The sequence below is a fragment of the Streptomyces sp. PsTaAH-137 genome (assembly GCF_003259365.1).
Classification (GTDB): domain Bacteria; phylum Actinomycetota; class Actinomycetes; order Streptomycetales; family Streptomycetaceae; genus Streptomyces.
This window is the reverse complement of sequence record NZ_QLLY01000003.1, coordinates 145923-170971: the sequence shown is the minus strand read 5'-3', so window position 1 is coordinate 170971 and position 25049 is coordinate 145923. Positions and strand designations below refer to the sequence as shown.

The 25049-nt window shown below is 73.0% G+C and carries 23 protein-coding genes; 10 read left to right on the top strand and 13 right to left on the bottom strand.

The annotated features are described in order from the left end of the window. Positions 1-22 precede the first annotated feature (22 nt). Both K377_RS07200 and K377_RS07195 read right to left on the bottom strand, forming a co-directional pair. Positions 23-952, bottom strand: coding sequence for an SAM-dependent methyltransferase (locus tag K377_RS07200; protein WP_111662333.1), 930 nt, complete (start codon positions 950-952; stop codon positions 23-25). 167 nt (positions 953-1119) lie between these two features. Then, positions 1120-2091 carry an NADP-dependent oxidoreductase gene (locus tag K377_RS07195; protein ID WP_111662332.1) on the bottom strand — a complete coding sequence of 324 codons (972 nt, stop codon included), beginning with the start codon at positions 2089-2091 and terminating at the stop codon, positions 1120-1122. Positions 2092-2160: 69 nt separating this feature from the next. Between K377_RS07195 and K377_RS07190 the strand changes: the two genes are divergently transcribed. After that, positions 2161-3180, top strand: coding sequence for a GlxA family transcriptional regulator (locus K377_RS07190; RefSeq protein WP_111662331.1), 1020 nt, complete (start codon positions 2161-2163; stop codon positions 3178-3180). A 20-nt stretch (positions 3181-3200) separates the two neighbouring features. Here K377_RS07190 and K377_RS07185 read toward each other — a convergent pair whose 3' ends face one another. The 3 genes from K377_RS07185 to K377_RS07175 form a co-directional block, all read right to left on the bottom strand. After that, positions 3201-4433: a pyroglutamyl peptidase gene (locus K377_RS07185; protein WP_111662330.1), complete on the bottom strand. Its 1233-nt coding sequence runs from the start codon at positions 4431-4433 to the stop codon at positions 3201-3203. Between the two features lie 70 nt (positions 4434-4503). Then, positions 4504-6558 (bottom strand): NAD(+) synthase, encoded by a 2055-nt coding sequence (locus K377_RS07180; RefSeq protein WP_181512499.1) that lies wholly within the window; start codon positions 6556-6558, stop codon positions 4504-4506. A gap of 66 nt (positions 6559-6624) precedes the next feature. Further along, on the bottom strand, positions 6625-7221 hold the full coding sequence (locus K377_RS07175; RefSeq protein ID WP_111662329.1) for a TetR/AcrR family transcriptional regulator: 597 nt from the start codon (positions 7219-7221) through the stop codon (positions 6625-6627). A 100-nt stretch (positions 7222-7321) separates the two neighbouring features. On the opposite strand from K377_RS07175, the gene K377_RS07170 reads away from it, so the two are divergent. Beyond that, on the top strand, positions 7322-8803 hold the full coding sequence (locus tag K377_RS07170; RefSeq protein WP_111662328.1) for an MFS transporter: 1482 nt from the start codon (positions 7322-7324) through the stop codon (positions 8801-8803). Between the two features lie 235 nt (positions 8804-9038). Here the strand turns inward: K377_RS07170 and K377_RS07165 are convergent, their stop codons facing one another. Together K377_RS07165 and K377_RS07160 are read right to left on the bottom strand one after the other, a co-directional pair. Further along, the gene (locus K377_RS07165) at positions 9039-11885 is read right to left on the bottom strand and encodes a glycoside hydrolase family 2 TIM barrel-domain containing protein (protein WP_111662327.1); all 2847 of its coding nucleotides are present in this window, start codon (positions 11883-11885) and stop codon (positions 9039-9041) included. A gap of 136 nt (positions 11886-12021) precedes the next feature. Next, positions 12022-13275, bottom strand: a complete 1254-nt coding sequence (locus tag K377_RS07160; protein WP_111662326.1) for an FAD-binding protein — start codon at positions 13273-13275, stop codon at positions 12022-12024. A 140-nt stretch (positions 13276-13415) separates the two neighbouring features. Between K377_RS07160 and K377_RS07155 the strand changes: the two genes are divergently transcribed. The 3 genes from K377_RS07155 to K377_RS07145 all read left to right on the top strand — a co-directional run bounded on the left by K377_RS07155 (position 13416) and on the right by K377_RS07145 (position 16238). Continuing rightward, positions 13416-13715 carry a PT domain-containing protein gene (locus K377_RS07155; RefSeq protein ID WP_258394986.1) on the top strand — a complete coding sequence of 100 codons (300 nt, stop codon included), beginning with the start codon at positions 13416-13418 and terminating at the stop codon, positions 13713-13715. Between the two features lie 462 nt (positions 13716-14177). Beyond that, positions 14178-14855, top strand: coding sequence for a pyridoxamine 5'-phosphate oxidase family protein (locus K377_RS07150; RefSeq protein WP_111662324.1), 678 nt, complete (start codon positions 14178-14180; stop codon positions 14853-14855). A gap of 60 nt (positions 14856-14915) precedes the next feature. Further along, positions 14916-16238: a radical SAM protein gene (locus K377_RS07145; RefSeq protein WP_111662323.1), complete on the top strand. Its 1323-nt coding sequence runs from the start codon at positions 14916-14918 to the stop codon at positions 16236-16238. A 19-nt stretch (positions 16239-16257) separates the two neighbouring features. Here K377_RS07145 and K377_RS07140 read toward each other — a convergent pair whose 3' ends face one another. Next, positions 16258-17235: an asparaginase gene (locus K377_RS07140; RefSeq protein WP_111662322.1), complete on the bottom strand. Its 978-nt coding sequence runs from the start codon at positions 17233-17235 to the stop codon at positions 16258-16260. A gap of 178 nt (positions 17236-17413) precedes the next feature. Here K377_RS07140 and K377_RS07135 point away from each other — a divergent pair, with 178 nt between their 5' ends. Then, the gene (locus K377_RS07135) at positions 17414-17863 is read left to right on the top strand and encodes an Lrp/AsnC family transcriptional regulator (RefSeq protein ID WP_111662321.1); all 450 of its coding nucleotides are present in this window, start codon (positions 17414-17416) and stop codon (positions 17861-17863) included. A gap of 24 nt (positions 17864-17887) precedes the next feature. Here the strand turns inward: K377_RS07135 and K377_RS07130 are convergent, their stop codons facing one another. Next, on the bottom strand, positions 17888-18070 hold the full coding sequence (locus K377_RS07130) for a hypothetical protein (RefSeq protein ID WP_111662320.1): 183 nt from the start codon (positions 18068-18070) through the stop codon (positions 17888-17890). 122 nt (positions 18071-18192) lie between these two features. Here K377_RS07130 and K377_RS41585 point away from each other — a divergent pair, with 122 nt between their 5' ends. The 4 genes from K377_RS41585 to K377_RS07110 all read left to right on the top strand — a co-directional run bounded on the left by K377_RS41585 (position 18193) and on the right by K377_RS07110 (position 21878). Further along, a complete protein-coding gene (locus K377_RS41585) occupies positions 18193-18336 on the top strand; it encodes a hypothetical protein (RefSeq protein ID WP_181512498.1) in 144 nt (47 codons plus the stop codon). 264 nt (positions 18337-18600) lie between these two features. Beyond that, positions 18601-19791 (top strand): ribosome small subunit-dependent GTPase A, encoded by a 1191-nt coding sequence (gene rsgA / locus K377_RS07120; RefSeq protein ID WP_111662319.1) that lies wholly within the window; start codon positions 18601-18603, stop codon positions 19789-19791. Between the two features lie 213 nt (positions 19792-20004). Continuing rightward, complete coding sequence (locus K377_RS07115) at positions 20005-21384, top strand: bifunctional transcriptional activator/DNA repair enzyme AdaA (protein ID WP_111662318.1); 1380 nt, start codon at positions 20005-20007, stop codon at positions 21382-21384. A gap of 5 nt (positions 21385-21389) precedes the next feature. Next, positions 21390-21878: a methylated-DNA--[protein]-cysteine S-methyltransferase gene (locus K377_RS07110; protein ID WP_111662317.1), complete on the top strand. Its 489-nt coding sequence runs from the start codon at positions 21390-21392 to the stop codon at positions 21876-21878. Here the strand turns inward: K377_RS07110 and K377_RS07105 are convergent. The 4 genes from K377_RS07105 to K377_RS07090 form a co-directional block, all read right to left on the bottom strand. Next, positions 21875-22546, bottom strand: coding sequence for a 4'-phosphopantetheinyl transferase superfamily protein (locus tag K377_RS07105; protein WP_111662316.1), 672 nt, complete (start codon positions 22544-22546; stop codon positions 21875-21877). The two genes, K377_RS07110 and K377_RS07105, sit on opposite strands and share 4 nt — an antisense overlap. Before the next feature lie 21 nt (positions 22547-22567). Then, a complete protein-coding gene (locus K377_RS07100) occupies positions 22568-23242 on the bottom strand; it encodes a DedA family protein (RefSeq protein ID WP_111662315.1) in 675 nt (224 codons plus the stop codon). A gap of 105 nt (positions 23243-23347) precedes the next feature. Continuing rightward, positions 23348-23830, bottom strand: a complete 483-nt coding sequence (locus K377_RS07095; protein ID WP_111662314.1) for a DUF456 domain-containing protein — start codon at positions 23828-23830, stop codon at positions 23348-23350. A 48-nt stretch (positions 23831-23878) separates the two neighbouring features. Continuing rightward, the gene (locus K377_RS07090; RefSeq protein ID WP_111662313.1) at positions 23879-24859 is read right to left on the bottom strand and encodes a helix-turn-helix transcriptional regulator; all 981 of its coding nucleotides are present in this window, start codon (positions 24857-24859) and stop codon (positions 23879-23881) included. Between the last annotated feature and the right edge of the window lie 190 nt (positions 24860-25049).

The following is a 25049-nucleotide window of genomic DNA, read 5'->3' as shown; positions in this document are numbered from 1 at the left end:
CGGGGGCCGTCCCCGGGGCGGCTCACGGCTTGAGGGCGACCGCCCCGTAGATGTTGATGTCCTCGTCCCGTACGTCACCGATGCCGCGCCGCGCGGCCACCTCCAGGGCGTCCTGTCCTGCCGTGTCCTCCGGCTCCAGGTGCACGCCGTGCCAGGCGCCGTCCGGGCGCCAGCGGTGGACCGGGGCCACACCCGGGTCGACCGGCTCCAGGCCGTTGTCGGTGAGGAGGCGCAGCACCTCGTCGCGGGAGCGGAGCGTGAAGTCGAGGCCCGTCGCGCGCAGGGCGGGGAGCACGGTGTCCGGGTTGAGGTCCGCGGTGAGGTGGGTGAGGAAAACGGCGCTGCCGGACGGCAGGGCGTCGAGCAGCGTCGCCACGGTCTCGTCCGCCGCCGGGGACTCCATGAAGTGCAGGATCGCCGCGAGGCCCAGCGCCACCGGCTGTTCCAGGTCGAGGGTGGCGCGGGCGCCGAAGAGGATGGCGTGCGGGTCGCGCAGGTCGGCGTCGAGATAGGCGGTGCGCCCCTCGGGGCCGCCGGTCAGCAGCGCGCGGGCGTGCGCGAGGACCACCGGGTCGTGGTCGACGTACACCACGTGCGTGTCGGGCGCGACGGACTGGGCGATCTCGTGCACGTTCGGCGCCGTGGGCAGCCCGGTGCCGATGTCGAGGAACTGGCGCAGGCCCGCCTCACGGGTCAGATGCAGCACCGCACGCCGGATGAAGTCGCGGTTGTGCCGGACGTCGAGATGGCCGCGCGGGTTGTGCTCCAGGGACTTGAGGGCGACGGCGCGGTCGACGGGGTAGTGGTTGCGGCCGCCGAGCAGCGCGTCGTAGACCCGGGACGGGTGCGGGCGCGAGGTGTCGATGCGGTCGCGGACCCGGGCGGCGGTGTCCGTGCCGGTGGGTCCGTCGGATGCGGGAGAGGTTCTCGGGGCCGGTGCGGAGTCACTCATCGGGTGTCCCTGTCGCGATCGGAGAGGCAGGTGAGGGGATCGGGCAGGGCACACGGTAACCCGCTCACCTGTGGATCAAGTCCCCTTCGAGCGCGGCCCGTTGGGAAGACCGCCCGGCCGTCCGCCTGCCGCGCGGTGCGGGGAGCGTGCCCCGCACCGCGCGCCGGTCACGGGCGGACCGTCAGCACCAGCTTGCCGGTGACCCGGCCCGTCTCGCCCGCCTCGTGCGCCTTCGCGGCGTCGGCGAGCGGATACGTCTCCGAGACGTGCACCGTCAGCTTGCCCGCCTCGACCAGACCGGCGACGGCCCGCAGGCCCGCCTGGTCGTGCTCGACCAGCATGGCGGTGGCCCGTACGCCCAACTCGGCCGCCCGGGGCGGTACGTCGCCGAACCCGCCCGGAAGGATCGAGACGAGGACGCCCCCGGGCCGCAGCACCTCCAGCGACCGCAGCCGGGTCTCCTCGCCGAGCGTGTCGAGCACGACGTCGATGTCACGGGCCTCGGCGACGAAGTCCTGGGTGCGGTAGTCGATGACCTCGTCGGCGCCGAGCGACCGCACGAAGTCGTGCTTGGGCGCCGACGCGGTCCCGATGACGTACGCGCCGCGCGCCTTCGCGATCTGTACGGCGACGTGCCCGACGCCTCCCGCGGCGGCGTGCACCAGCACCCGCTGGCCCGGCTGCACGTCGGCGAGGTCCACGAGCGCCTGCCAGGCGGTGAGGGAGACCAGCGGCAGCGCGCCGGCCTCGACGTGGCCGAGCCCGGCGGGCCGGGGCACGAAGGCGCGGGCCGGGCCGGTGACGTACTCGGCGTGCGAACCGGCGCCGTACGGGTACGGCAGCATCCCCATCACCTCGTCGCCGGGCTTGTGCAGGGCGACGCCGATGCCGACGGCCTCCACGACGCCGGACACGTCCCAGCCGAGCGTGAAGGGCGGCTTGCCGAGGAAGCCGCCGGTCGCGCGGTGCTTCCAGTCTGTCGGGTTCACGCCCGCCGCGTGCACGGCCACCAGGATCTGGCCGACGCCCGGCTTCGGGCGGGCGGTCTCGATCTCGTGGAGCACGCCGGGTTCGCCGAGGGTGTCCTGGCTGATGGCCTTCATGGTGGGCTCGGGCTGGTCGCCGTTGTTCTTGGTCATGCATCCAGCCTGCGGCAGGGCGGCCGGCCCGGCAATGGCAAGATGGTCATTAACCGATAGGATCGTGCCATGACTGATGCAGCTCCGCGAGCGGGCTCCGCCCGGCCGGTCGACTTCCGTACGGCCCCGCCGCACCGCGTCGTCGTACTCGCCCTCGACGGGGTGTACCCCTTCGAGCTGGGCATCCCGAACCGGGTCTTCCCGATGGTCCCGGGCGCGTACGACGTGGTGACCTGCGCGGCGGCCGAGGACCGGACCGTGGCGACGAACGCCGACTTCTCCGTCACCGTCGGACACGGCCCGGAGGCCCTGGAGACGGCGGACACGGTGGTCGTGCCCCCGTTCGACCTGCGGTTCCTCTCGGCCGAGCTGCCGGAGCCGGTGCGCGCCGCGCTCGCCCGCATCCGGCCCGGCACCCGCATCGTCTCCATCTGCACCGGCGCGTTCACACTCGCCGCGGCGGGCCTGCTCGACGGGCGGCCCGCGACGACGCACTGGGCGCTCGCCGACCTGTTCCGCCGGATGTTCCCGCAGGTCCTCCTGGACCCGGACGTGCTCTTCGTCGACGACGGCGACGTCCTCACCTCGGCGGGCGCCGCCTCCGGAGTCGACGTGTGCCTGCACGTGGTCCGCTCCGACCACGGCAGCGCGGTGGCGAACCGGGTGGCCAGGCACTGCGTGGTGCCGCCGTGGCGGGACGGAGGCCAGGCCCAGTACATCGAACAGCCGATGCCCGAGGAGGACGGCACCGGCACCGCCGACACCCGCGTCTGGGCCCTGCGCAACCTCGAACGGCCGCTGACGCTCGGCGAGTTGGCCGATCACGCCCGGATGAGCCGGCGCACCTTCGCCCGCCGCTTCCAGGAGGAGACCGGCACCAGTCCCGGCCGCTGGCTGATCCAGCAACGGGTGCACCGGGCCCGGCAGTTGCTGGAGACCAGTGATCTGCCGGTGGACCGGATCGCCGCCGAGGTGGGCTTCGCCACAGGGACCTCACTGCGTCAGCACCTGCACGCGGCCATCGGGGTGTCGCCGCGCGACTACCGGCGCACCTTCAGGGCGGAGGCCCTGGAGGGGGCCCGCGACTGACACCGCGGGCCCCACGGTCCCTACAGTGCGGCCGTCACGATCGCCCGCAACTGCGCCGTGATCGCCACCCGGTTCCGTACGAACTCGGGATCGGAGACGGTACCTGTCGCCGGGTCCGTGTTGGTGTCCGCGAACTGCAGCACCGGCGTGTGGACATGGCCGCCGGGCAGGGTGTCGTGCAGGCCGAGCCGGTCGCGCAGCAGGGTCGCGCGGTAGGCGATCTCGTTGGAGAGGTAGTCGCCGCCACCGCCCGCGCGGGCCGTCGAGCCGGGGGTCGGCCCGTCCGGGCGGACGACCGGGTCCGTGCCGCCCGCCGGGATCTCGGTCACCGACGTGTGGTCGTACACCGGGAAGGCTCCGGTGTCCGCGGCCACGATCCTCGCGTACGGCAGTGTCGTCGACGTCCATTGCGGCTGCGTGGCCGGGTCGGTCACGGGGACGGTTTCGGTGCGCGAGACGTTGTCGTTGTCCGGATAGCCGCCCCGCCAGGCGCCGTTGGTGCGCTCGATGTCGAAGCGGCCGACGCGGCCCTGGCTGACGGTGGTGAACAGGTCGACCTTCGGCAGCACTCCGGCGAGTGCCCGCTCGACGGTGCCGTCCGCGAAGTCCTGCCACAGCACGGGGAACGTGACGGCCTCGATCCGGGCGGGCCCGTCCGCCGTTCTGACCACCGTGCCGTCGAGCGCGAGGGCCGCGGCGCCGGACGGATTGGAACGGCGTACGTCGATGTCGAGCTGGAACGGGTCGAAGCCGGTCACGAAGACCCGCTTCAGGTGCTTGCCGCGCGGATAGGCGATGTCGTCCTGTCCGCGCGAGGCCCGGTCGAGCCGGTCGACGAGGGCGGTCCTGCGGGCCTCGCTCAGGCCGAACTCCGGCTCCCAGGAGCGCAGTTCGTGTGTCATCGAAAGCCGCGCCCAGTACAGCGGCCGGTCGTCGTCGCGGCTGAGGTCACCGCCGGCGGGCCCGCGCCCCTGCACCCGGTCCACGGCCCGGCGCCACAGCCGTGCCCCTTCCCGTGCGACGGCGCCCTCGGCCTGCCGGTACGTACGGGCTTCGGCCAGCGCCCGTGCGAAGCGGGGCCGCACCTCGTCGAAGCCCGAGCGGCGCAGGATCTCCTGGGGCGCGGCCCGGTCGAGCCGCGCCTCCTCGACGGTGCCGGTGGCGGGTGCCGCCGCGGCTGCCGGGGCCGGGGCGGCGAGCCCCGCCAGCAGTGCGACACCCAGGGCGGTGAGACGAACACGTAGCGATCTCAAGGGAGTTCGGGTCCTCTCGGTCGGCGATCAAGTCGTCACGATCAAGTGTTCCGAGAGGACCGTAGCGCGATCAGTCGCCGATGTCGGCCGGGTCCCAGCGCTCCAGATCCCGCAGCCAGGCCCGCGCCGAACTGTCCGACGGCATCCGCCAGTCGCCGCGCGGCGAGAGCGAACCACCGGCCGACACCTTCGGCCCGTTCGGCATCGCGGATCGCTTGAACTGGGCGAACTGGAAGAAGCGACGGCAGAAGTACTCAAGCCAGTGCCGGATCTCCGCCAGCTCGTACGCCTTGTGGTCGGCGTCCGGGAACCCGGGCGGCCACGCGCCCGCCGTCGCGTCCCGCCACGCGTGCCACGCCATGAACGCGATCTTCGTGGGCCGCAGCCCGTACCGCAGCACGTAGAACAGCGTGAAGTCGTGCAGCGCGTACGGACCGATCTTGTCCTCGGTCGACTGCAGCTCCTCGCCCGGCACCAGCTCCGGGCTGATCTCGGTGTCGAGGATCGCGGTGAGGATCTCCCCGGCCTCGTCCCCGAACTGCCCGCTGCTGACCACCCACCGGATCAGATGCTGGATGAGCGTCTTCGGCACGCCGCCGTTGACGTTGTAGTGGCTCATCTGGTCGCCGACGCCGTACGTGCACCAGCCGAGCGCCAGCTCGGACAGGTCGCCGGTGCCGAGCACGATGCCGCCGCGCTGGTTGGCGAGCCGGAACAGATAGTCCGTCCGCAGCCCGGCCTGCACGTTCTCGAAGGTGACGTCGTAGACCGGGTCGCCGCCCGCGAAGGGGTGGTCCATCTCCTTCAGCATCAGCCGCGCGGTGCCGGTGATGTCCAGCTCGGCGGCGGTGACGCCGAGGGCCTTCATCAGCGCGTGCGCGTTGGACTTGGTGTGCTGGCCGGTCGCGAACCCCGGCATGGTGAAGGCGAGGATGTCGCTGCGCGGCCGCCCCGCCCGGTCCATGGCGCGCGCGGCGACGATCAGCGCGTGCGTCGAGTCGAGCCCGCCGGACACCCCGATCACGATCTTCGGGTCGCCGATCGCGCCGAGCCGCTGCATCAGGCCCGCGACCTGGATGTTGTACGCCTCGTAGCAGTCCTGCGCGAGCCGCTCGGCGTCCGCCGGCACGAACGGGAACCGCTCCACCGTGCGGCGCAGCCCGAAGTCGGTCGCGGGCGCGTCGAGACGGAAGGCGATCCGGCGGAAGTCGCCGGTGCGCGCGGCGTGCGTACGCCGGTTGTCGTCGAAGGTGCCCTGGCGCTGCCGCTCCTGGCGCAGCAGATCCAGGTCGATGTCGGCGACCGCGGCCCGGTCGCCGAGCGGGAAGCGCTCCGTCTCGTCGAGCAGCGCCCCGTTCTCGTAGATCATCGTCTGTCCGTCCCAGGACAGGTCGGTGGTGGATTCACCGAGGCCCGCGGCCGCGTAGACGTAGGCGGCCAGGTAGCGGGACGACGCCGACCGGCAGAGCAGCTTGCGGTCCTCGGCGCGGCCGACGGTGATCGGGCTGCCGGAGAGGTTGGCGATGACCGTCGCGCCGGCGAGGGCCGCCTCCGCGGCGGGCGGCACCGGCACCCACATGTCCTCGCAGATCTCGACGTGCAGCACGAGCCCGGTCACGTCCTCGGCGGCGAACAGCAGATCCACGCCGAAGGGCACCTCGGCGCCGCCGAGCCGGATCGTTCCGCCGCGCTCGGTGTCACCGGCCGCGATCTGGCGGCGCTCGTAGAACTCCCGGTAGTTCGGCAGGTACGACTTCGGGGCGACGCCCAGGATCCGGCCCCGGTGCACGACGACCGCGCAGTTGTAGATCCGGTCCCGGTGGCGCAGCGGGGCGCCGACCACGAGCACCGGCAGCAGCTCGGCGGACCCGGCGACGACGGCCGCCAGTGCTTCCTCCACCTCGTCGAGCACGACGTCCTGCAACAGCAGGTCCTCGATGGAGTAGCCGCAGAGCCCCAGCTCGGGGAAGACCGCGACGGCCACCCCGTCCGCGGCGCGCTCACGGGCCTGGCGCAGGATCGCCTCGGCGTTGGCGTGCGGATCGGCGATGGCGGCGTGCCCGGTGCATGCCGCTACCCGCGCGAATCCCTGACTGTAGATCGACCGGAAGTTCACGCGTCCCATGATGTCAAGCGGGCGGGGGCGGTGCCCGGCGGGGGCCGCCCGGCTCGCCCGGGCGGAGGCCGAGCGTCAGTTGTCGGACGGGCGGCCCGGGTTCGATAGCAGCCGGTCGACCAGACCGGCGACGTACTCCTCGGTGAGCGGGCCCGCGCCGAACAGGACGCGGACGTACATCGGAGCCATGACGTGGTCGACGACGGCCAGCGCGTCGGGTGGCTCCTCGCCGCGGTCGCGGGAGCGGTCGAGCATGGTCTGGAGCTGGCGGCGGCGCTCGGCGAGGAAGTCGTCGCGCTCCCGCAGGCCGTCCGGCCCGGTGCCGGACAGGGCGACGGCCAGGCGGAGCACCGCCAGACCGTCGGGGCCGGTGATCACGCGGGCCACCTGGGCCGCGTAGGTGTGCAGGTCGCCGGCCAGGCTCCCGGTGTCGGGCATCTGCGACCGCGCGTTGAGACGGGTGAGCGTCACGTCGGCGAGCAGCGCCTCCAGGCTTCCCCAGCGCCGGTAGACGGTGGTGTCGGCCACGCCCGCGCGGGCCGCGACCTCGCTGATGGTGAAACCGCTGTAGCCACGCTCCCCGACCAGGTCGGAGACGGCTTGATGCACGGCCGCGCCGACCCGCGCGCTGCGTCCGCCGGGCCGCCGGGATCGCTGGTGCTCCTCGTCCATGCGCCCACCTTAACGCAGTCATTGGTTGCGTTTGCGGGTGGGTGTGCTCTACATTTCCGGCTAACGCAGTCGACAGCTGCGTTTAGATGATGGGGGTGTCATGGCTGAACCAACCGCATCGGCCCTGCCGGAAGGCGGCGGAACGAACCGGGCGGCCCTGCTCGCGGTGACCTGCCTGGGGCAGTTCATGGTGCTGCTCGACAACACGATCGTCGGCGCGGCCCTGCCCGACATGCAGCGCGGGCTGCACACGCGGTTGACCGGTCTGCAATGGATCGTCGACGCGTACGTCCTGCTGGTCGCCATGCTGCTGCTGACCGGTGGGGTCTTCGCCGACCGGTTCGGCCGGAAGCGGGTCTACCTGAGCGGCGTCGCGGTCTTCACCGTCGCGTCGGTGCTGTGCAGTTGCGCGCCGTCGGTCGGCTGGCTGGTGGCCGGACGGATGGCCCAGGGCATCGGAGCCGCGGCACTGAGCCCCGCCTCGCTGGCCCTGCTCGTCGCCGCCCATCCCGCCGCGCAGGACCGGGTGAAGGCGATCGGCCTGTGGGCCGGGCTCAGCGGAATCGGCCTGGCCGCGGGGCCCGTCGCCGGCGGGGTGCTGACGGAGGCCTTCGGCTGGCCCGCGATCTTCCTGGTCAACGTGCCCATCGGCGTGATCCTGCTGCTGGCCGGCCGACGCGTCCTCACCGAGTCCCGCAATCCGGCCGCCCCCGCCCTCGACATCCCGGGGACGGTCCTGTCCGTCCTGGGGGTGGGCGCCCTGACGTACGCGCTGATCGAGGGCGGCGCGCGCGGCTGGACCTCACCGCCGATCCTGGGCGGCTTCGCCGCGGCGGCCGTCTTCCTCGCCGCCTTCGTCGCCGTCGAGGGCCGCCGCTCCGCACCGATGCTGCCGCCGCGTCTGTTCCGTCAGCGGTTGTTCACCGTCTCCAACACCGCCATGGTCGTCGTCGGGTTCGCGCTCATGGGGTCGACGTTCTTCTTCTCGCAGTTCTTCGTGTACGTCCAGGGCAGCTCGATCCTGCGGGCCGGACTCCAGACCCTGCCGATGTCTCTCGCCATGGTGGTCGTCAGCCCGTTCGCGGGCCGTCTCGCCGCCCGGTACGGCTTCCGGGGCGTGGTCACCGCCGGCCTGGCGCTGGCCGGCGGCGGACTGCTGGCGCTGGGTTCGGTGCACGCCGACACCGGCTACGGGAACGTGTGGTGGCGCCTCGCGGTGGTCGGCGTCGGTTTCGCCCTGACCATGTCCCCGCTGACCGGCGCCGCCATCCAGGCGGTCAGCCCGCGGGAGGGCGGCCTCGCCTCGGGCGTCAGCAGCACCACCCGGCAGATCGGCGCGGTGCTCGGCGTGGCGGTGCTCGGCGCGGTGGTCAGGACCCGGCAGTCCGGCGGCGCCTCCTTCGAGGCCGGCCTCGACAGCGCCTTCGTCGCGGCCGGGATCGTCACCCTGGTGTGCGCCGTCTTCACCGGCCTGTGGCTGGCGCGACCCGGCCCGGCCACGGCTCTCGGCGCCCCGCCCACCCGTCGGGCACCGGCCTCGACGGCTCCGGTACCTGCCCCCGAGGCCACTCCGCCCGCGTGACGGTCGCCGGCAACCTTTCGCGCGCCGGTGGCGACAGGTTCACCGGACGGCCGCGGCACACCGCACCGCTCGCCCCGTGCCGTGGACGCCCCCGCCCCGGCACGCGGAGGGCGGTCGGTGCGGCGGTGGCGGTCGTCCCGGCCGGGGCGGCGCACGGGACCGCCGCCCCGGCCGTCCAAACACAGTGCTCCACTCACCGCACCCCGCTCACGGCGCTTCACTCACCGCGCTTCACTCACTCCACTTCGCTGAAGACGAAGGTGAATTGGGCGGTCTCCGGGGTCAGCCGGTACTGCGGCAGTGTGCCCGGGCCGCAGGACTGGGAGCCGATGCCCTGCTGGCCGTGGTCGAGGTTCACCCACACCGTGTCGCCGTCGCGGACGAGGTCCGTGCGGTGCTCGGCCGCGTCCAGGTGCTCCGTCGTCCAGCGGCGGGCGGTGAAGGAGAACGCCGGGTCGCCCTCGACGCGCAGCCCGCCCAGCTCGGCCCACCGGACGTCGGCCCGCGCCCCGTTCTCCTGAGGCCGCAGATACGGGGTCTGGAGCCCGTCCACATCGCTGTGCCACAGGCCGACCGCAGACGCCTCCTTCGTGTCCGGGTACGCCTCGCCCGGGCCGCCGCCGAACCAGCGGACCCGGTCGGCGCCCCCGGGCAGCCCGAGCCGCACCCCGAGCCGGGGCAGCGGCAGCCGCCAGTCGCCCTCCGGCGCCACCGACACCGTCAGCCGCACCCGGCTCGCGTCGGCGGTCCAGCGGTAGACCGTGCGCAGGCCGATGTCCCGGCCCGCCGGGGCGACCCGGCTCCGAACGGTCAGCGCGTTCTCGCCCAGATCCACCCCGTCCAGGCGGTGTTGCATGCGGTGCAGGCCGAACTCCCGCCAGCGCGGACCCAGTCGCTCGCCGTCCTGCCAGCTCGCCCCGTTGTCGTTGTCGGTCGGAGCCCGCCACACGTCGAGCCTCGGCGCCAGCACCTCCACGCCGCCGATCGTGCGCAGTTCACCGGTACGGGCGTCGAAAGCGGCCGGGCCGAGCGTGACCAGCCGCTCGCCCGGAACCGGACGGTCGTCGAACGTCCCGGCCGGGACGGGCCGCGGCACGGCGACCGCCTCGCCCCGGGCCACCTCGTGACCGTCGCCGTCGAGGGCGCGCACCGTCCACTGGGTCTCGGCGCCCCGGCGGTCCACCGGCGGCGCGGGCAGCTTGACCTCGGCACTCTCTCCGGGGCCCAGCGCGGGCACCACGAGCGCGCCCGCCTCCACCGTCGCGCCGTCCACCTGGTACGACCACTCGAAGGAGAGGTGCGACAGATCGCGGAAGTCGAAGCGGTCGGTGACGCGCGCCGTGCCCGACGGGCCGTCGACCGCGATCAGGACCGGCTCGATCACCTTCTTGAACTCGACCAGGCCGGGCGACGGGGTGCGGTCGGGGAAGAGCAGCCCGTCGCACACGAAATTGCCGTCGTGCAGCTCCTCCCCGAAGTCGCCGCCGTACGCGTAACCGAACCGCTCGTCCGCGATGCCGTGGTCGATCCACTCCCACACGAAAGCGCCCTGCAGACGGTCGTACCGCTCGAACAGCCGCTGGTAGTCGGCGAGTCCGCCGGGACCGTTGCCCATCGCGTGCGCGTACTCGCACAGGATGAAGGGCAGCGCGCGGCGCCGCTCAGGGCCGCCGTCCAGACCCTGACCGATCCGCTCGACCTCGGCGTGCGACGCGTACATCCGTGAATAGACTTCCGTGTCACGGCAGTTGATGTCGCCCTCGTAGTGCACCGGGCGCTGCGGATCACGGCCCCGGATCCACTCGGCCATGGCGGTCAGGCCGCGTCCGGTGCCCGCCTCGTTGCCCAGCGACCACAACACCACCGACGGATGGTTCTTGTCGCGCTCCACCATGCGGGCCGCACGGTCCAGCAGGGCCGGGGTCCAGCGGTCGTCGTCGACGGGGTTGTCGCGCCAGCCCTGTTCGACGAAACCGTGGGTCTCCAGGTCGCACTCGTCGACGACCCACAGACCGTACTCGTCGCACAGGTCGAGGAACGCCGGGTGCGGCGGATAGTGGGAGGTGCGGACCGCGTTGATGTTGTGCTCCTTCATCAACTCCACGTCGCGGCGCATCGTTTCGGGATCGAGGGCGCGCCCGTGCTCGGGGTGCCACTCGTGCCGGTTGACGCCCTTGAAGAGGACCGCGGTGCCGTTGACCTTGATCAGACCGTCCTCCAGCGCCACAGTCCGGAACCCGACGCGCAACGGCACGCGCTCACCGTCGGTGGCCAGCTCTCCCGCGTACAGACGCGGCGTCTCCGCCGTCCACGGCTCGACCGGCACGGTCGCCGACTCGCCGGTCGCGATGTCGAGGCCCAGCTCGGGCACGGTGACCCGGCCGGGCACGTCACTGTCGACGCGCAGCGTGCCCAGACCGGCGGTGTGGTCGTAGGAGGCGTGCGTGAAGAAGTCCAGGACGCAGCCGGCCGGGCGGTGCAGCAGCGTCACGTCACGGAAGATGCCGGGCAGCCACCACTGGTCCTGGTCCTCCAGGTACGAGCCGGACGACCACTGGTGGACACGGACCGCGAGGGTGTTGCCGGCCGGCTTCAGCAGATGCCCGACCGCGAACTCGTGCGGCAGCCGACTGCCTTTGAACTCGCCCAGATCCGTGCCGTTCAGCCACACCCGCGCACAGGACTCCACCCCGTCGAACCGCAGCACGGCGCCACCGCCCGCGCTCGCGTCCGGCCAGTCGTCCGGCAGGTCGAAGGTGCGCAGATGGTCGCCGGTCGGGTTCCCGGTCGGCACGCGCGGCGGGTCGACGGGGAACGGGTAGAGGTGGTTCGTGTAGATCGGCGCGCCGAACGCGCCGTCGCCCTGGAGGACCCAGTGACCGGGCACCCGCACCTCCGCCCAGTCCCCGGCGTCGTACCCCTCGGCGGCGAACGACGCGTCGTGCGCGTCCGCGGCCGGCGCCACCCGCAGCCGCCACGCGCCGTTCAGCGACACGGCGTGCGCGGACGAACCGGCGTACCAGCTGCGCGGCGGGAGCGCTCCCGAACCCGGCAGGACGTCACTTACGTACGAGAAGGACATGCGGCTCACGCTAGGCGCCGTGCGAAGCCCCCGCCTCCGGGTGGACCGAAGCGAGGGCGAAAGTCCAACAAGTCACGCGAAAGTCCTGGTCCGGCGTCCAAGATCCGGTATGAAAGTCCAGCGGGGGAGGGCGAGTTCAGGGCCTCGGCAGCACGTGGCGCACGAAGGCGTTGGCGAACTTCCCGTCCGGGTCGAGGCGGTCGGCGAGCGCACGGAAGTCGGCGGCCCGCGGGTAGCGCGCGGCGACCCGGGCGGGCTCGGCGGTGAACACCTTCCCCCAGTGCGGCCGCGGGTCGAGGTCCCGCAGCCGGTCCTCGACCAGCGACACGACCGGCAGGACGCGTGCCGTGTCCGCCACCCACGTGAAGTGGAAGGCGACCGTGTCCCGCCCGTACGCCGGGCTCAGCCACTGCGCGTCGGCGGCCACCGTCCGCACCTCGCACACCTGGAGCACCGGCGCGATCCGGTCCCGTACGCCGTCCAGCGCGGCCAGCGCCGCGACCGCGTGCTCGCGCGGCAGCAGATACTCCGACTGCAGCTCGTCGCCGCTGCTCGGGGTGAACTCGGCCCGGAAATGCGGCAGTCGCTCGTGCCAGGGCCCCGGCACCCCGAACTGCTCGGTGCAGTTCACCGCGGGCATGCCCGGCACGGGGTGCTGCTTATCCGTGGCCGGCTCGGCCCACGGGAAGTCGACCGGCAGCGGGTGCCGCTGCTTCACCCACACCTGGTCGAAGTGCGGCCCGCGCCACTTCGTGAACAGACTCACGCTGTACGCGGCCGAGGTGACCGCCTCGAAGTCCATTCCCTGGAACGGCAGTTCACGGAAGACGTGCTGGCTCACCTCGTAGTCCGGCTCCATGTCCAGCGTGAGCGAGAGGACGACGCCGAGCGCGCCGAGCGAGACGACGGCGCCCTCGAAGCCGTCGTCGCCGCGCGCGAGGGTGACGGTCTCGCCGCTTCCCGTGACGATCTCCACGGCGCGGACCGCTTCGGCGAGCGACGTGTTGCCGTTGCCCGAGCCGTGGGTGCCCGTCGCCACCGAGCCGGCCACCGAGATGTGCGGCAGGGACGCCATGTTGGGCAGCGCGAGGCCGTGGGAGTGCAGTTGCGCCGCCAGCTCGGCGTAGCGGACTCCGCCGCCGACCCGTACCGTGCGCGCCGCCTTGTCGATGTCGATGCCGGCGGGCAGGGCGCCGAGCGAGACCAGGGTGCCGTCGCGGGCCTCGTCCACGTCGGCGATCCGGTTGAAGGAGTGGCCGCTGCCGAGGACCCGGACGTGCGGGCTCCGCGCCACCAGCTGCCGCAGGGCGTCGGGGGTGGCCGGGCGGTGCACCGCGGCCGCGGAGAAGGTGATGTTGCGGGCCCAGTTCATGGGGCGGGTGTCGGGCATGGCGGTCGGCCTTTCGTACGGTCCTGGGGCGATTGGATCACGGGTCTGCAAGGTGGCTCACAGGTGGGCACAGCGCGTGCACATGAGGATTCGGTGAGATGGCTCCCCGTCGTCCTTACGCCCTCCCCGAGGAGCCCTTCGTGCGCGCTGCCCCGAACTTCCGTGTCCGTCTCGTCGCCGCGGTGGCGGTTGCCGGTGGTGTGCTGGTGCTGGCCGGGTGCGGCGGGTCCGACTCCGCCGGCACGGGGACGGCACCGTCGTCCGGGAGCACCGCCTGCCGCGGTGGCGGCGCCCCGTCCGGCATGCCGTCGGGCCGCCCGTCGGGAGCCCCCTCGGGCATGCCCTCGGGCAATCCGTCCGGCATGCCGACGGACATGCCCTCCGGGATGCCCTCGGGTGGCCCCGGTGGCTGCGGCGGCCCTGGCGGCCGGCAGGGCTGACCGTTCTCGGCTGCGGCCCGGTGGCCGCTTCTCGCGCAGTTCCCCGCGCCCCTGGGCAGTTCGTCACGCGCGCCACCGTCGTGGCTGGTCGCGCAGTTCCCCGCGCCCCTGAGATGCGCACTGCGTGCGCCATCTCACCAAGAGAGGCGCACCCGGCTGCGGCCTCATCCGCCTGATCGGGAGGCGCGCGAAGCGCAGCCTCATGGGGAAGGCGCGCGAAGCGCAGCCTTCAGGGGCGCGGGGAACTGCGCGGGAAGCGGCCACCGGCCGTCTGTCGAGATGCGACCCAGGGGCGCGGGGAACGGCGCGAGAAGCGGCCACCGGCGCGCGGATGGGGAACGATTCAGGGGCGCGGGGAACTGCGCGAGAAGTCCCGACGGGCCGCGGGTGAGTGCGGGCTGTGTTTCGGAGGCGGCCCCTCCCGGGCGGGCCGGTGAGCGCCCGGGAGTACTGTTCCGGCGCATGACGCACTCGGAACTGCCCCGCACGCTGACGCCCACCGACCGCACGCGGCTGCGTCGCTTCAAGGAGAACGCGAGCTTCGAGCGGGCGGACCTGGAGGCGATCCTCGACGCGGGCTTCGTCTGTCACCTGGGCGTCGTCGTCGACGGCGCCCCCATGGTCGTACCGACGGTGTACGGGCGGGACGAGCGGAACCTGTACGTGCACGGCTCCGTCGCCAGCCGCAGCCTGACCGGAGCCGACGGGACGATATGCGTCACCGTCACCCACGTCGACGGCCTCGTCCTCGCCCGCTCCGTGTTCGAGCACGGCGTGAACTACCGGTGCGCGATGCTCTACGGCGTCCCGCGCACCCTGGCCGACGACGCCGAGAAGACCGAGGCGCTGCGCCTGATCACCGAGCACACGGCGCCGGGCCAGTGGGACTACGCCCGCCGCCCGAGCCGCAAGGAACTCGCCGCCACCACCGTCCTCGCCCTCTCCCTCGAAGAGGCCTCCGTCAAGATCAGCGCGGGCCCGCCGGACGACGGCGACTCGGCCGACGCCGCCCTCGGCCTGTGGGCCGGCACCCTGCCGCTCACCACGCGCTGGGGAGCGCCCACCGCCGACCCGGTGCTGCCCGCCGGGATCACCGCGCCCGCCCACATCGTCGCCCGAGCGGGGACCCGGCAGGGGTGAGCCACGGGCGGGGGATACCGTGGGAAGGACTGTGACCGTCGAACGAGCAAGGAGAACGGGATGCAGAGCCGTACGGCGCTGGTAGAGGACCTCATGGAGCGCTTCCCGCATGTTCCCAAGGAAGCGGTCTTCAAGGAGGACCTGCTGCGTGGCGGTGTGGCGTTCGACGCCTCGGCTCTCAGTGACAACGAGGACGGCGAGGTCAAGCCGAAGTCGTACTTCATCTTCTCCTTCGACCACGGCACCCTGCCCGAGCTGGGCGAGGCCGCGCTGCGCCGCCCGCCCGAGGAGATCGTCCTCACGGGCGGCCCCTACGACCTGCGCCGCACGGTCGTCTCGGTCCGCGTGAACCCCTCGTCCCCGTACCGGGTCGCGGCCTCCGAGGACGGCGTGCTCGGCCTCTACCTGGACGGCAAGCGCATCTCCGACGTGGGCGTGCCGCCCATGCCGGAGTACTACCGGCACAAGCTCTCCAACGGAAAGTCCGTCATGGAGGTGGCCCCGACGATCCAGTGGGGCTACCTGATCTACCTGACGGCGTTCCGCGTCTGCCAGTACTTCGGCGCCAAGGAGGAGTGCCAGTACTGCGACATTAACCACAACTGGCGCCAGCACAAGGCCGCCGGCCGCCCCTACACGGGCGTGAAGGACGTCGACGAGGTCCTGGAAGCCCTGGAGATCATCGACAAGTACGACACCGCGAAGGCGTCGACCGCGTACACGCTGACCGGCGGCGCGATCACGTCGAAGGTGCAGGGCCTGGACGAGGCGGACTTCTACGGGCGTTACGCCAAGGCCATCGAGGAGTACTTCCCCGGCCGCTGGATCGGCAAGGTCGTCGCGCAGGCGCTGCCCAAGGACGACGTGCAGCGCTTCAAGGACTACGGCATCCAGATCTACCACCCCAACTACGAGGTGTGGGACGAGTACCTGTTCAAGATGTACTGCCCCGGCAAGGAGCGGTACGTCGGCCGGGACGAGTGGCACAAGCGGATCCTCGACTCGCGCGACGTGTTCGGCGCGCGCAACGTGATCCCGAACTTCGTGGCGGGCGTCGAGATGGCCGAGCCGTTCGGCTTCAAGACCGTCGACGAGGCGATCGCCTCCACCACCGAGGGCCTGCGCTTCTTCATGTCGAACGGCATCACGCCGCGCTTCACCACCTGGTGCCCGGAGCCGACGACGCCGCTCGGCAAGGAGAACCCGAACGGCGCGCCGCTGGAGTACCACATCCGGCTGCTCGACGCGTACCGCTCGACGATGGACGAGTTCGGTCTGTCGTCGCCGCCCGGATACGGTCCCGCCGGTGCCGGGCGCGCCGTGTTCTCGGTCAGCTCGTTCATGGACAGCCTCGCTCCCAACGAGGAGGCCGTGGAGTTCTGAGCCGTGTGCGGGCCCGGGACTACTCCGGGTCCGCGACCAGGCGGCGCAGCAGGTCGGCGTCGCCGTCGGCGAGCACGGTGGCCAGGACCGCGATCCTGGACTGGCCCGCGCGCAGCGTCCCGGTGAGCACCGCGCCCGCGGCGACCAGGTCCACGGCGCCGCCGCCCGTGTAGATCTCGGCGAGCGGTCCGGCCGGGACGCGCGAGGTGACGGCGACCAGGACCCCGCCGCGCACGGCACGGGCCACCGCGTCGGCGAACGCCGGAGTGGCGTTGCCCGCACCGGTGGCGACGAGCACGATGCCCCGCGCCCCGGCCGCGATCGCGGCGTCGAAGAGCGTGGGGTCCGCGTCGCTGTGGTGCATGACCACATCGACGCGCGGCAGGTCCTCGTCGGCCGTCTTCGGTACGGGGAGCGGGTCGGGCCGCACCGGGGCGCGGCGGATGTCGACCCGGCCGAAGCCGAGCTTGCCGAGGGCCTGCGGCCGGGACGGATCCCCGAACGCGTGCGCCGCGAGCGTCTGCGTCTTCACCGTGCCGCGCGCCGCGTACACCGAGCCGTCGAACGCGATCAGCACACCGAGGTCGCGCACCGTGGCGGCGACCTGGAGCGCGTCGTACATGTTCCCCGGGCCGTCGCCGTCACTGGCGCCGAGCGGCTTCTGCGCACCCGTGAACACCACCGGGCGCGGGTCGTCGTGGTGCAGGTCGACCAGGAACGCGGACTCCTCCAGGGTGTCCGTGCCGTGGGTGACGACGATGCCGTCGACGTCCGGGTCGGCGAGCGTGTCCTGCACCGCGCGCAGCAGGGCCAGCTGGCGCCCGCTGGTCATCTGCGAGCTGTTGATGTTGAACAGGTCGACGACCCGTACCTCGACGCCGTCCGGCACGGCGGCGCTGGCCAGCACGGTGTCCCCGCCGGCGTCGGCGGCGTAGCCGGTGCCCTGCCAGCGGCTGGCGATGGTGCCACCGGTGCTGATGAGCGTGATGCGCTTCATGGAGAGGTGCCTCGCTGGTGGGGGAGTGAAGGGCGGGGTGGGGAAGCCCGGTGCTACGCGCGTCACATGTGCGTGCCTCGCGAACACATTCGACCACCGCAAGGATAGGGCGAAAACCGCGCAATTTGATTGCCAATTCTGGCCCGCTGGCGCCGGAAACGTGGTGGATAATTGCGCCATGGACGCGATCGACCTGCATATCTTGCGCGAGCTCCAGAGCGACGGCCGGCTCAGCAACCAGGAGCTCGCCCAGCGGGTGGGGCTGAGTCCGTCGCCCTGTCTGCGCCGGGTCCGCCAGCTCGAACAGGACGGGGTGATCCAGGGCTACCGCGCCGTGGTCGACCCGGCGGCGGTCGACCGGGGCTTCGAGGTCCTCGTCTCCATCGAGGTCCGCCGCGACCGTGAGTCCGTCGAGGCGTTCGAGCAGGCGCTCCAGGACATCCCCGACGTCATCGAGGCCTACCGGCTCTTCGGCAGCCCCGGCTGCCTGCTGCGCATCGCGGTCGCCGACCTCGCCGCGTACGAACGTCTGTGGATCGAGCGGCTCACCACCCTCGGCGGGGTCACCGAGGTGAACTCCCAGATCATCATGAAGCGCGTCAAGGAGCCCCGCGGCCTGCCGGTCTGAGTCGACCGGCAGGCCGGAGCGCCGTCAACGGCGCCGCCGCGACGACCGGCCACGCGCCCACCCGACCGCGCCCGCCACATGCAGGGCCAACGCGGTGAGCCCGAGAAGCATGAGGTTCACGGACGAGAAGGTGTCGTTCGTCGAGATGTCGGCGGCGTTGATCAGGAAGGCCAGGAAGAACAGCACGGCTGCGACTATGGCGAGCATGGGAACTCCAGTTCCTCGTCGGGTTGTTGACGCCCGTGTGCCCCGGATCGTGTTCCGTACTGCATCCCGGGTATGCGCAGGGAGAACGAGCACGAACAAGCCGAACGACACCTGGAGGCGTCATGCCGGGCATCCTGAACCGGATCAAGAACTACAGCCGCAGCCCGCAGGGCCGCCGGGCCATCGCGACGGCGCGCCGCACCGCCTCCGACCCCCGCCGGCAGGCCCAGGCCCGCGCCTGGCTCGGGCGACTGCGCCGACGCTGACCGTTCCGGGGGGAGCGTGGTGAAAAACCACTGGCGCCGTCCCGGCGCGAGTGGTTAACGTCAGGTCCGTTCCCGCGGCGCCTTCGGGCCGCCGCTGCCGACCGTGTGATCTGGAGGTGTTGACCGATGGCTGCTGTCGTGCCGGGCGTTGCCCGCATCCGGAAGTTCGTCAAGTCCACCTCCGTGGCCTCCGGCTGATCACACACTCGTTCTTCTCCGCGTCCGACGACGCGGCGCCGGGGCCACCCCTGTGAAGGGTTCCCCTTGTCTTCGTTCTCCCCTCTTTCGGGTCTTTCGGGATCTTCTCTCTCTTCGGGTGCGGCGCCGTCGCACCCGCTCACCGCGTACGGCTGGGACACGGACTGGGAGTCCGTGTTCGCCCCGTACGGCGCGCAGGGCCTGCTGCCCGGCCGGGTCGTCCGCGTCGACCGCGGGCTGTGCGACGTGGCCACCGCCGAGGGCATCGTCCGCGCCGACACCGAGTTCGTCGTGCCCCGCGACCCGATGAAGGTCGTCTGCACGGGCGACTGGGTCGCCGTCGACCCCGAGGGCTGTGACCCTCGGTATGTCCGGACACTGCTGCCGCGGCGTTCCGCCTTCGTCCGGTCGACGACGTCGAAGCGGTCCGAGGGGCAGGTGCTGGCGACCAACGTCGACCACATCATCATCTGCGTCTCCCTCGCCGCCGAGCTGGACCTCGGCCGCATCGAGCGGTTCCTCGCCCTCGCCCACGCCAGCGCGAGCGGTGACGCCCTGCTGCACGGCGCGGGACTCTCCGCTGAATCGGCCGCCCAGCCCCTCGTCGTCCTCACCAAGGCCGACCTGGTGCCCGACGCGGTCGGCCTGTCCTACCTGGTCTCCGACGTGGCGGACGCCGCGCCCGGCGCCCAGGTGGTGCCCGTCAGCGCCCACGACGGCGACGGGACCGATGTGCTGCGGGCCATCGTCTCGGGCGGCACGTCCGTGCTGCTCGGGCAGTCCGGCGCCGGAAAGTCGACTCTCGCCAACGCGCTGATCGGCACCGACGTCATGGAGGTCCAGGCCGTCCGCGACATGGACGGCAAGGGCCGGCACACCACGACCACCCGGAACCTGTTCGTGCTGCCCGGCGGCGGTGTCCTCATCGACACGCCGGGGCTGCGCGGGGTCGGTCTCTACGACGCCGAGGCGGGCGTGGAGCAGGCGTTCTCCGAGATCGCCGAGCTGGCGGAGCGGTGCCGGTTCCACGACTGCGGGCACGAGGTCGAGCCCGGGTGCGCCGTGCTCGCCGCCGTCGACGACGGGACGCTTCCGCAGCGGCGCCTCGACAGCTACCGCAAGCTGATGCGCGAGAACCGGCGCCTCGCCGCCCGGACGGACGCGCGGTTGCGCGACGAGATGCGCAAGGTCTGGAAGCAGCGCGGGCAGCAGGGCCGCGCCGCCATGGAGGCCAAGCGGGGGCGGCCCATGAGGTAGCAGTCCGTCCGCTGCTCCGTCGTGGCTGGCCGCGCAGTTCCCCGCGCCCCTGGGTCGTTCTCCGAGCGCGGCCCGGTGGCCGCTTCTCGCGCAGTTCCCCGCGCCCCTGAAGCGAGCTCCGCTCGCTCAGGGGATCGCGGCCCACCCACCCGACAACGCGGTGTCCGAATCCCGCCAGCCGGTCTGCCGGGGAACCGTGACAATTGAAGCGTGATGGTCGACGAGGAAACACGCTACGAAGCCGTGCGCAGCCGGGACGCCCGGTTCGACGGGGAGTTCTTCTTCGCGGTCGAGACCACCGGCATCTACTGCCGCCCGAGCTGCCCCGCGGTCACCCCGAAACGGCAGAACGTCCGCTACTACACGACGGCCGCCGCCGCCCAGGGCTCCGGCTTCCGGGCCTGCCGCCGCTGCCGCCCGGACGCCGTGCCGGGCTCGGCGGAGTGGAACGTACGGGCCGACGTCGTGGGCCGCGCCATGCGGCTGATCGGCGACGGCGTCGTCGACCGGGAGGGCGTCGGCGGACTCGCGGGCCGCCTCGGCTACAGCGCCCGCCAGGTGCAGCGCCAGCTCACCGCCGAGGTGGGCGCGGGCCCCGTCGCGCTGGCCCGCGCCCAGCGCGCCCACACCGCACGGGTCCTGCTCCAGACGACCCCGCTGCGGGTCACCGAGATCGCCTTCGCGGCCGGGTTCGCGAGCGTGCGGCAGTTCAACGACACCATGCGCGAGGTGTACGCCCGCACCCCCACCCAGCTGCGGGCCGACGCGCCGAACCGCAGCCGGGCCGTCGCGTCCAGCGCCGGAATCCCGCTGCGCCTCGCCCACCGCGGCGCGTACCCGGCGGGCCCCGTCTTCGACCTGCTCGCCCGGGAGAGCGTCCCCGGCATCGATGAACTGACCGGTACCGGCGCCGGGTCCCGGATCTTCCGGCGCACGCTGCGGCTGCCCCACGGCACCGGCGTCGTCTCCGTCGACGAGGCCGGGCACGAGCAGCCCGGCGCCCGCGCCGAGCACCGCGGCGGCTGGCTCGACGCCCGGATCCACCTCACCGACCTGCGGGACCTGACCACCGCCGTGGGCCGGCTGCGCCGCCTGTTCGACCTCGACGCCGACCCGTACGCGATCGACGAACGGCTCGGCGCCGACCCCCGGCTCGCCCCGCTCGTCGCCGCCCGCCCCGGACTGCGCTCACCCGGCGCCGTCGACCCCGACGAACTCGCCCTGCGCCTCGTGGCCGGGCCCACCGAGGCGGCCCGGCTCGTCGAGCGGTACGGCAAGCGGCTCGACGCGCCCTGCGGCACCCTCGACCGGCTCTTCCCCGCGCCGGACGCCCTCGCCGATGAACCCGGCACGCTCGGCGCCCTGGCCCGCGCCCTCGCCGACGGCACGGTGCGGCTCGACGCGGGCGCCGACCGCGACGACGCCGAGACAGCCCTGCGCGCCCTGCCCGGCATGGACGCCCGTACCGCCGCCCTGATCCGTATGCGCGCACTCGGCGACCCGGACGTCGCGCTGCCGGGCGACGACAGCGCGGCATGGCGGCCCTGGCGGTCGTACGCACGCCAACACCTCCACGCAGAAGGACAGTTGTGACAGCCATGAACGCCACCCGCTACACCGTTCTCGACAGCCCGCTCGGCGAGCTGCTGCTCACCGCCGACGCGTCCGGCGCCCTGACGTCCCTGTCCGTCCCCGGGCAGAAGGGCGGCCGCACGGTCCAGGACGGCTGGGTGCGCGACCCGGCACCCTTCGCCGGGGCCGCGCGGCAGCTCGCCGCCTACTTCGCGGGTGAACTCAAGGAGTTCGACCTGGAGTTGAGGCCGGAGGGCACCGAGTTCCGGCGGCGCGTGTGGGACGCGCTCGACACCGTCCCCTACGGCTCCACCACCACGTACGGCGAGGTCGCCGCCAGGATCGGCGCCTCGCATGCCGCCGTGCGGGCCGTCGGCGGCGCGGTCGGCGCCAACCCGCTGCTGATCCTGCGCCCCTGCCACCGCGTCATCGGCGCGGACGGCTCCCTCACCGGGTACGCGGGCGGCCTCGACCGCAAGGTGACCCTGCTGACGCTGGAGGGGACCGGGATCTAGTCCGGGGCGACCGCCACGGCCGCCAGATACCCGTCCGGCACCGGTACGTCCCGCACGGCCCAGCCGTCGGGGGCGCCGGGCGCGTCCGGCAGCGTACCGACGTAGTCGAGGTCGGCGGCGCGGGCCAGGCCGGTGCCGAGGCCCTTGAGGTAGGCCTCCTTGCGGACCCAGGCGCGGCCCACGGCGACCTGGTGCTCCGACGGCGCGTCGAGCCCGTCCAGTTCCGCCCGCTCGCGCGGGTGCAGGACCACCGCGAGATCCCGGGCGACCTCGGCCGTCGGCAGTTCCTCGACGTCGGCGCCGACCGGGGCGGGCGCGAGCGCGATCAGGGCCAGGTCGCCGCTGTGGGAGAGCGAGAAGTGCAGATCCGGCGTGTCCGCGACGGCCGGTCTGCCGTGCGGCCCGTCGCACTCCGGGCAGGGCTCGCGCACGAACCGCACGTCACCCGGAGCGCACCCGAGATGCTCGCCGAGGATTCCGCGCAGCGCCAGATGCGCGGCGACGTACCGCGCCCGGTGCCGCGCGAAGCGGAAACCGGCGGCGCGCCGCAGCTCGCCCTCGTCGAGCACCCCGGCCCCGCGACCGTCGTCGTCCTCGGGCCTCCGGTCCGTCCGCACCAGCCACAGCCGGGCCCGGTCCTGCGGAGCCAGCTCCCTCACGTCGTCCATGACACCCCCACGGCGGCGAGCCTACCGGCCCTCTCCGGCCCGGTGACGGCCCTTCGGACGGGACCCCCGCACCCGTACGACGACGTAGGCGATCACCGCGACGAGCGCCGCGCCGAGCACCACCTTCGACAGGACGCCCACGTACCGCTCGACCAGTTCCCACCGGTCGCCCAACCAGTAGCCCGCGAGCACGAGCACGGTGTTCCAGACGAACGAGCCGACCGTGGTGAGGGCGAGGAAGACCGGCAGGCGCATCCGCTCCACCCCCGCCGGGACCGAGATGAGGCTGCGGAAGACGGGCACCATGCGGCCCAGCAGCACCGCCTTCGTGCCGTGCCGCCGGAACCAGGCCTCCGTCCTCTCCAGGTCGGAGACCTTCACGAGCGGCAGCCGGGCCCACAGCGCGTACATCCGGTCGCGGCCGATCGCGCGGCCGATGCCGTACAGGGCCGCCGCGCCCACCACCGAACCGAGCGTCGTCCAGAACAGCGCCGAGGCCAGACCGATCGCTCCCTGGGCCGCCGCGAAACCGGTCAGCGGCAGGATGATCTCGCTGGGCAGCGGCGGGAACAGGTTCTCCAGCGCGATGGCCAGCCCCGCGCCGGGGCCGCCCGCCACCTCGACGAGACGGGCCGCCCACCCCGCGACTCCGGAGGTCGGCTCGCCGGGAGCGGCGGCCAGGGGTACGAGAGGCATACGGGGTCTCCAGGCGCGGGGGGATGCGGCGGCGCGGCGCCACCACGAGGGTAAACGCTTGGCAAAGTCAGGAGTTCCCGGCCCCGCGCCGCTGCTGCCGGCGGATCAGCCCCAGACGACCGCGCCGATCCACGCCCCCACGATCAGGAAGCACGCGAACAGCTCGGCGAGGACGCTGGAGCCGCCCGCGCGCAGGGCCGTCCGGGTCGAGGCGACCGCGTCGCCGTGGCTGCCGAGCCGCAGCCGCTCGTAGCCGTAGATCCCGCCGACGTACCCCGGGATCGCGCCGATCACCGGGATCACGCAGAACCCGACGAGCGCCCCGAGCCCCGACCACAGGGCCAGCCGCCAGGTCGCCCCGGCCTGCCGCAGCCGGCGCGGCGGCAACTGCCAGCGCAGCACCTGCGCGGCGAGGAGAACGGCGGTGGCGCCGACCAGGACGCCCCAGGCGAGGGCGCTGGGCTCACGCAGGGCCCAGACCGCGACCGCGGCCCACACCAGCCACGACCCGGGCACGCCCGGCACCAAGACTCCGCACAGGCCGAGGAGGAGCACCGCCCCGACCAGCAGGAGTTCCCACGTTCCCATGCGGCAACGGTGCCATGGTCATGCCGCTCCGGCACGGCCAGCGGAGCGTCACCGGGAGACCCAGCCCCGCTCGAAGGCGTGCCAGCCCAGTTGCAGCCGCGTCGTCACCCCGGCCAGCTCCATCAGCCGTTTCACCCGCCGCTGCACCGTCCTGAGCCCGAGATCGAGCTGCTTGGCCACGCTCGCGTCGGTCAGCCCGGCCAGCAGCAGCGAGAGGATCCCCAGATCGACGGCGTCGGGGCCGTCCGGTCCTTCCTCGGTCACCAGCCCGTCCCCGCCGAGCCGCAGCGGCAGCGACTGCCGCCACACCGCCTCGAAGAGCCCGCTCAGCGATTCGAGCAACCCGCTCGCGTGCACCACGAGCGCCGCCGGTTCCGCCGACCGGGAGGTCAGCGGCACCATCGCGAGCGACCGGTCGGCGATCACCAGCTTCGTCGGCACCCGGTCCACGAGCCGCACCTGCTCGTCCCGGCCGATCGCCGCGGACAGCTCCGTCAGGCCCCTGGGCAGGGACAGCACCTCGCGCTCGATGACGACCCGGTAGCCCACGCCGCGGCTGACGGCCTGCGGCTCCGCCTCGTTGTCCGTGCCGGTCACCGCGACCGGGTTGTCGGTGACCAGGGCGCAGACCTCCTCGGTCGCGCCGAGCTGGATCTGGAGGAAGCGCTGGGTGACGGCCGCCGCCCCGGTGACCACCTCCACCAGATCGTGCACCGCCGTCTCGGACGCCTGCGCCCGGTACTCCTCGACGAGCCGCGCGGCCGTCAGCTCCGCCTTCTCCAGCTCGTGCCGCTGCTGGGCGAGCAGGGCGCCGAGCGCGATCCCGGGCGGCGCCGCCACCCAGCGGCCAGGCCGCGCGGAGGACTGCGCGGCGAGACCGTGCCGTTCGAGGCGGCGCAGGATGCGCTCGGTCTCGTACTCGGCGTGCGCGAGCCGCAGCGCGAGATCCGGCACGTCGGCGGCCCCGACCGCCACCAGCGCGCGGTACGCCGTCTCGTGCGCCTCGTCCAGACCTATCGCACCCAGCATGCGGTGACGCCCCTCCCTGAGCTCGCATTCCGTCACCCCCGTGGCGGGAAACAGCCACGGCACATTCCCGCCGCGCTCATCTTCCCCGCACCTGCCGTCACTCTGCCAATGTGGCGCCACCGCAGCACCAACACCCGCCGGGAATACGGGCTTTGCCCCGTATTCACCTGCGCATTCACCTGGGGAGAGC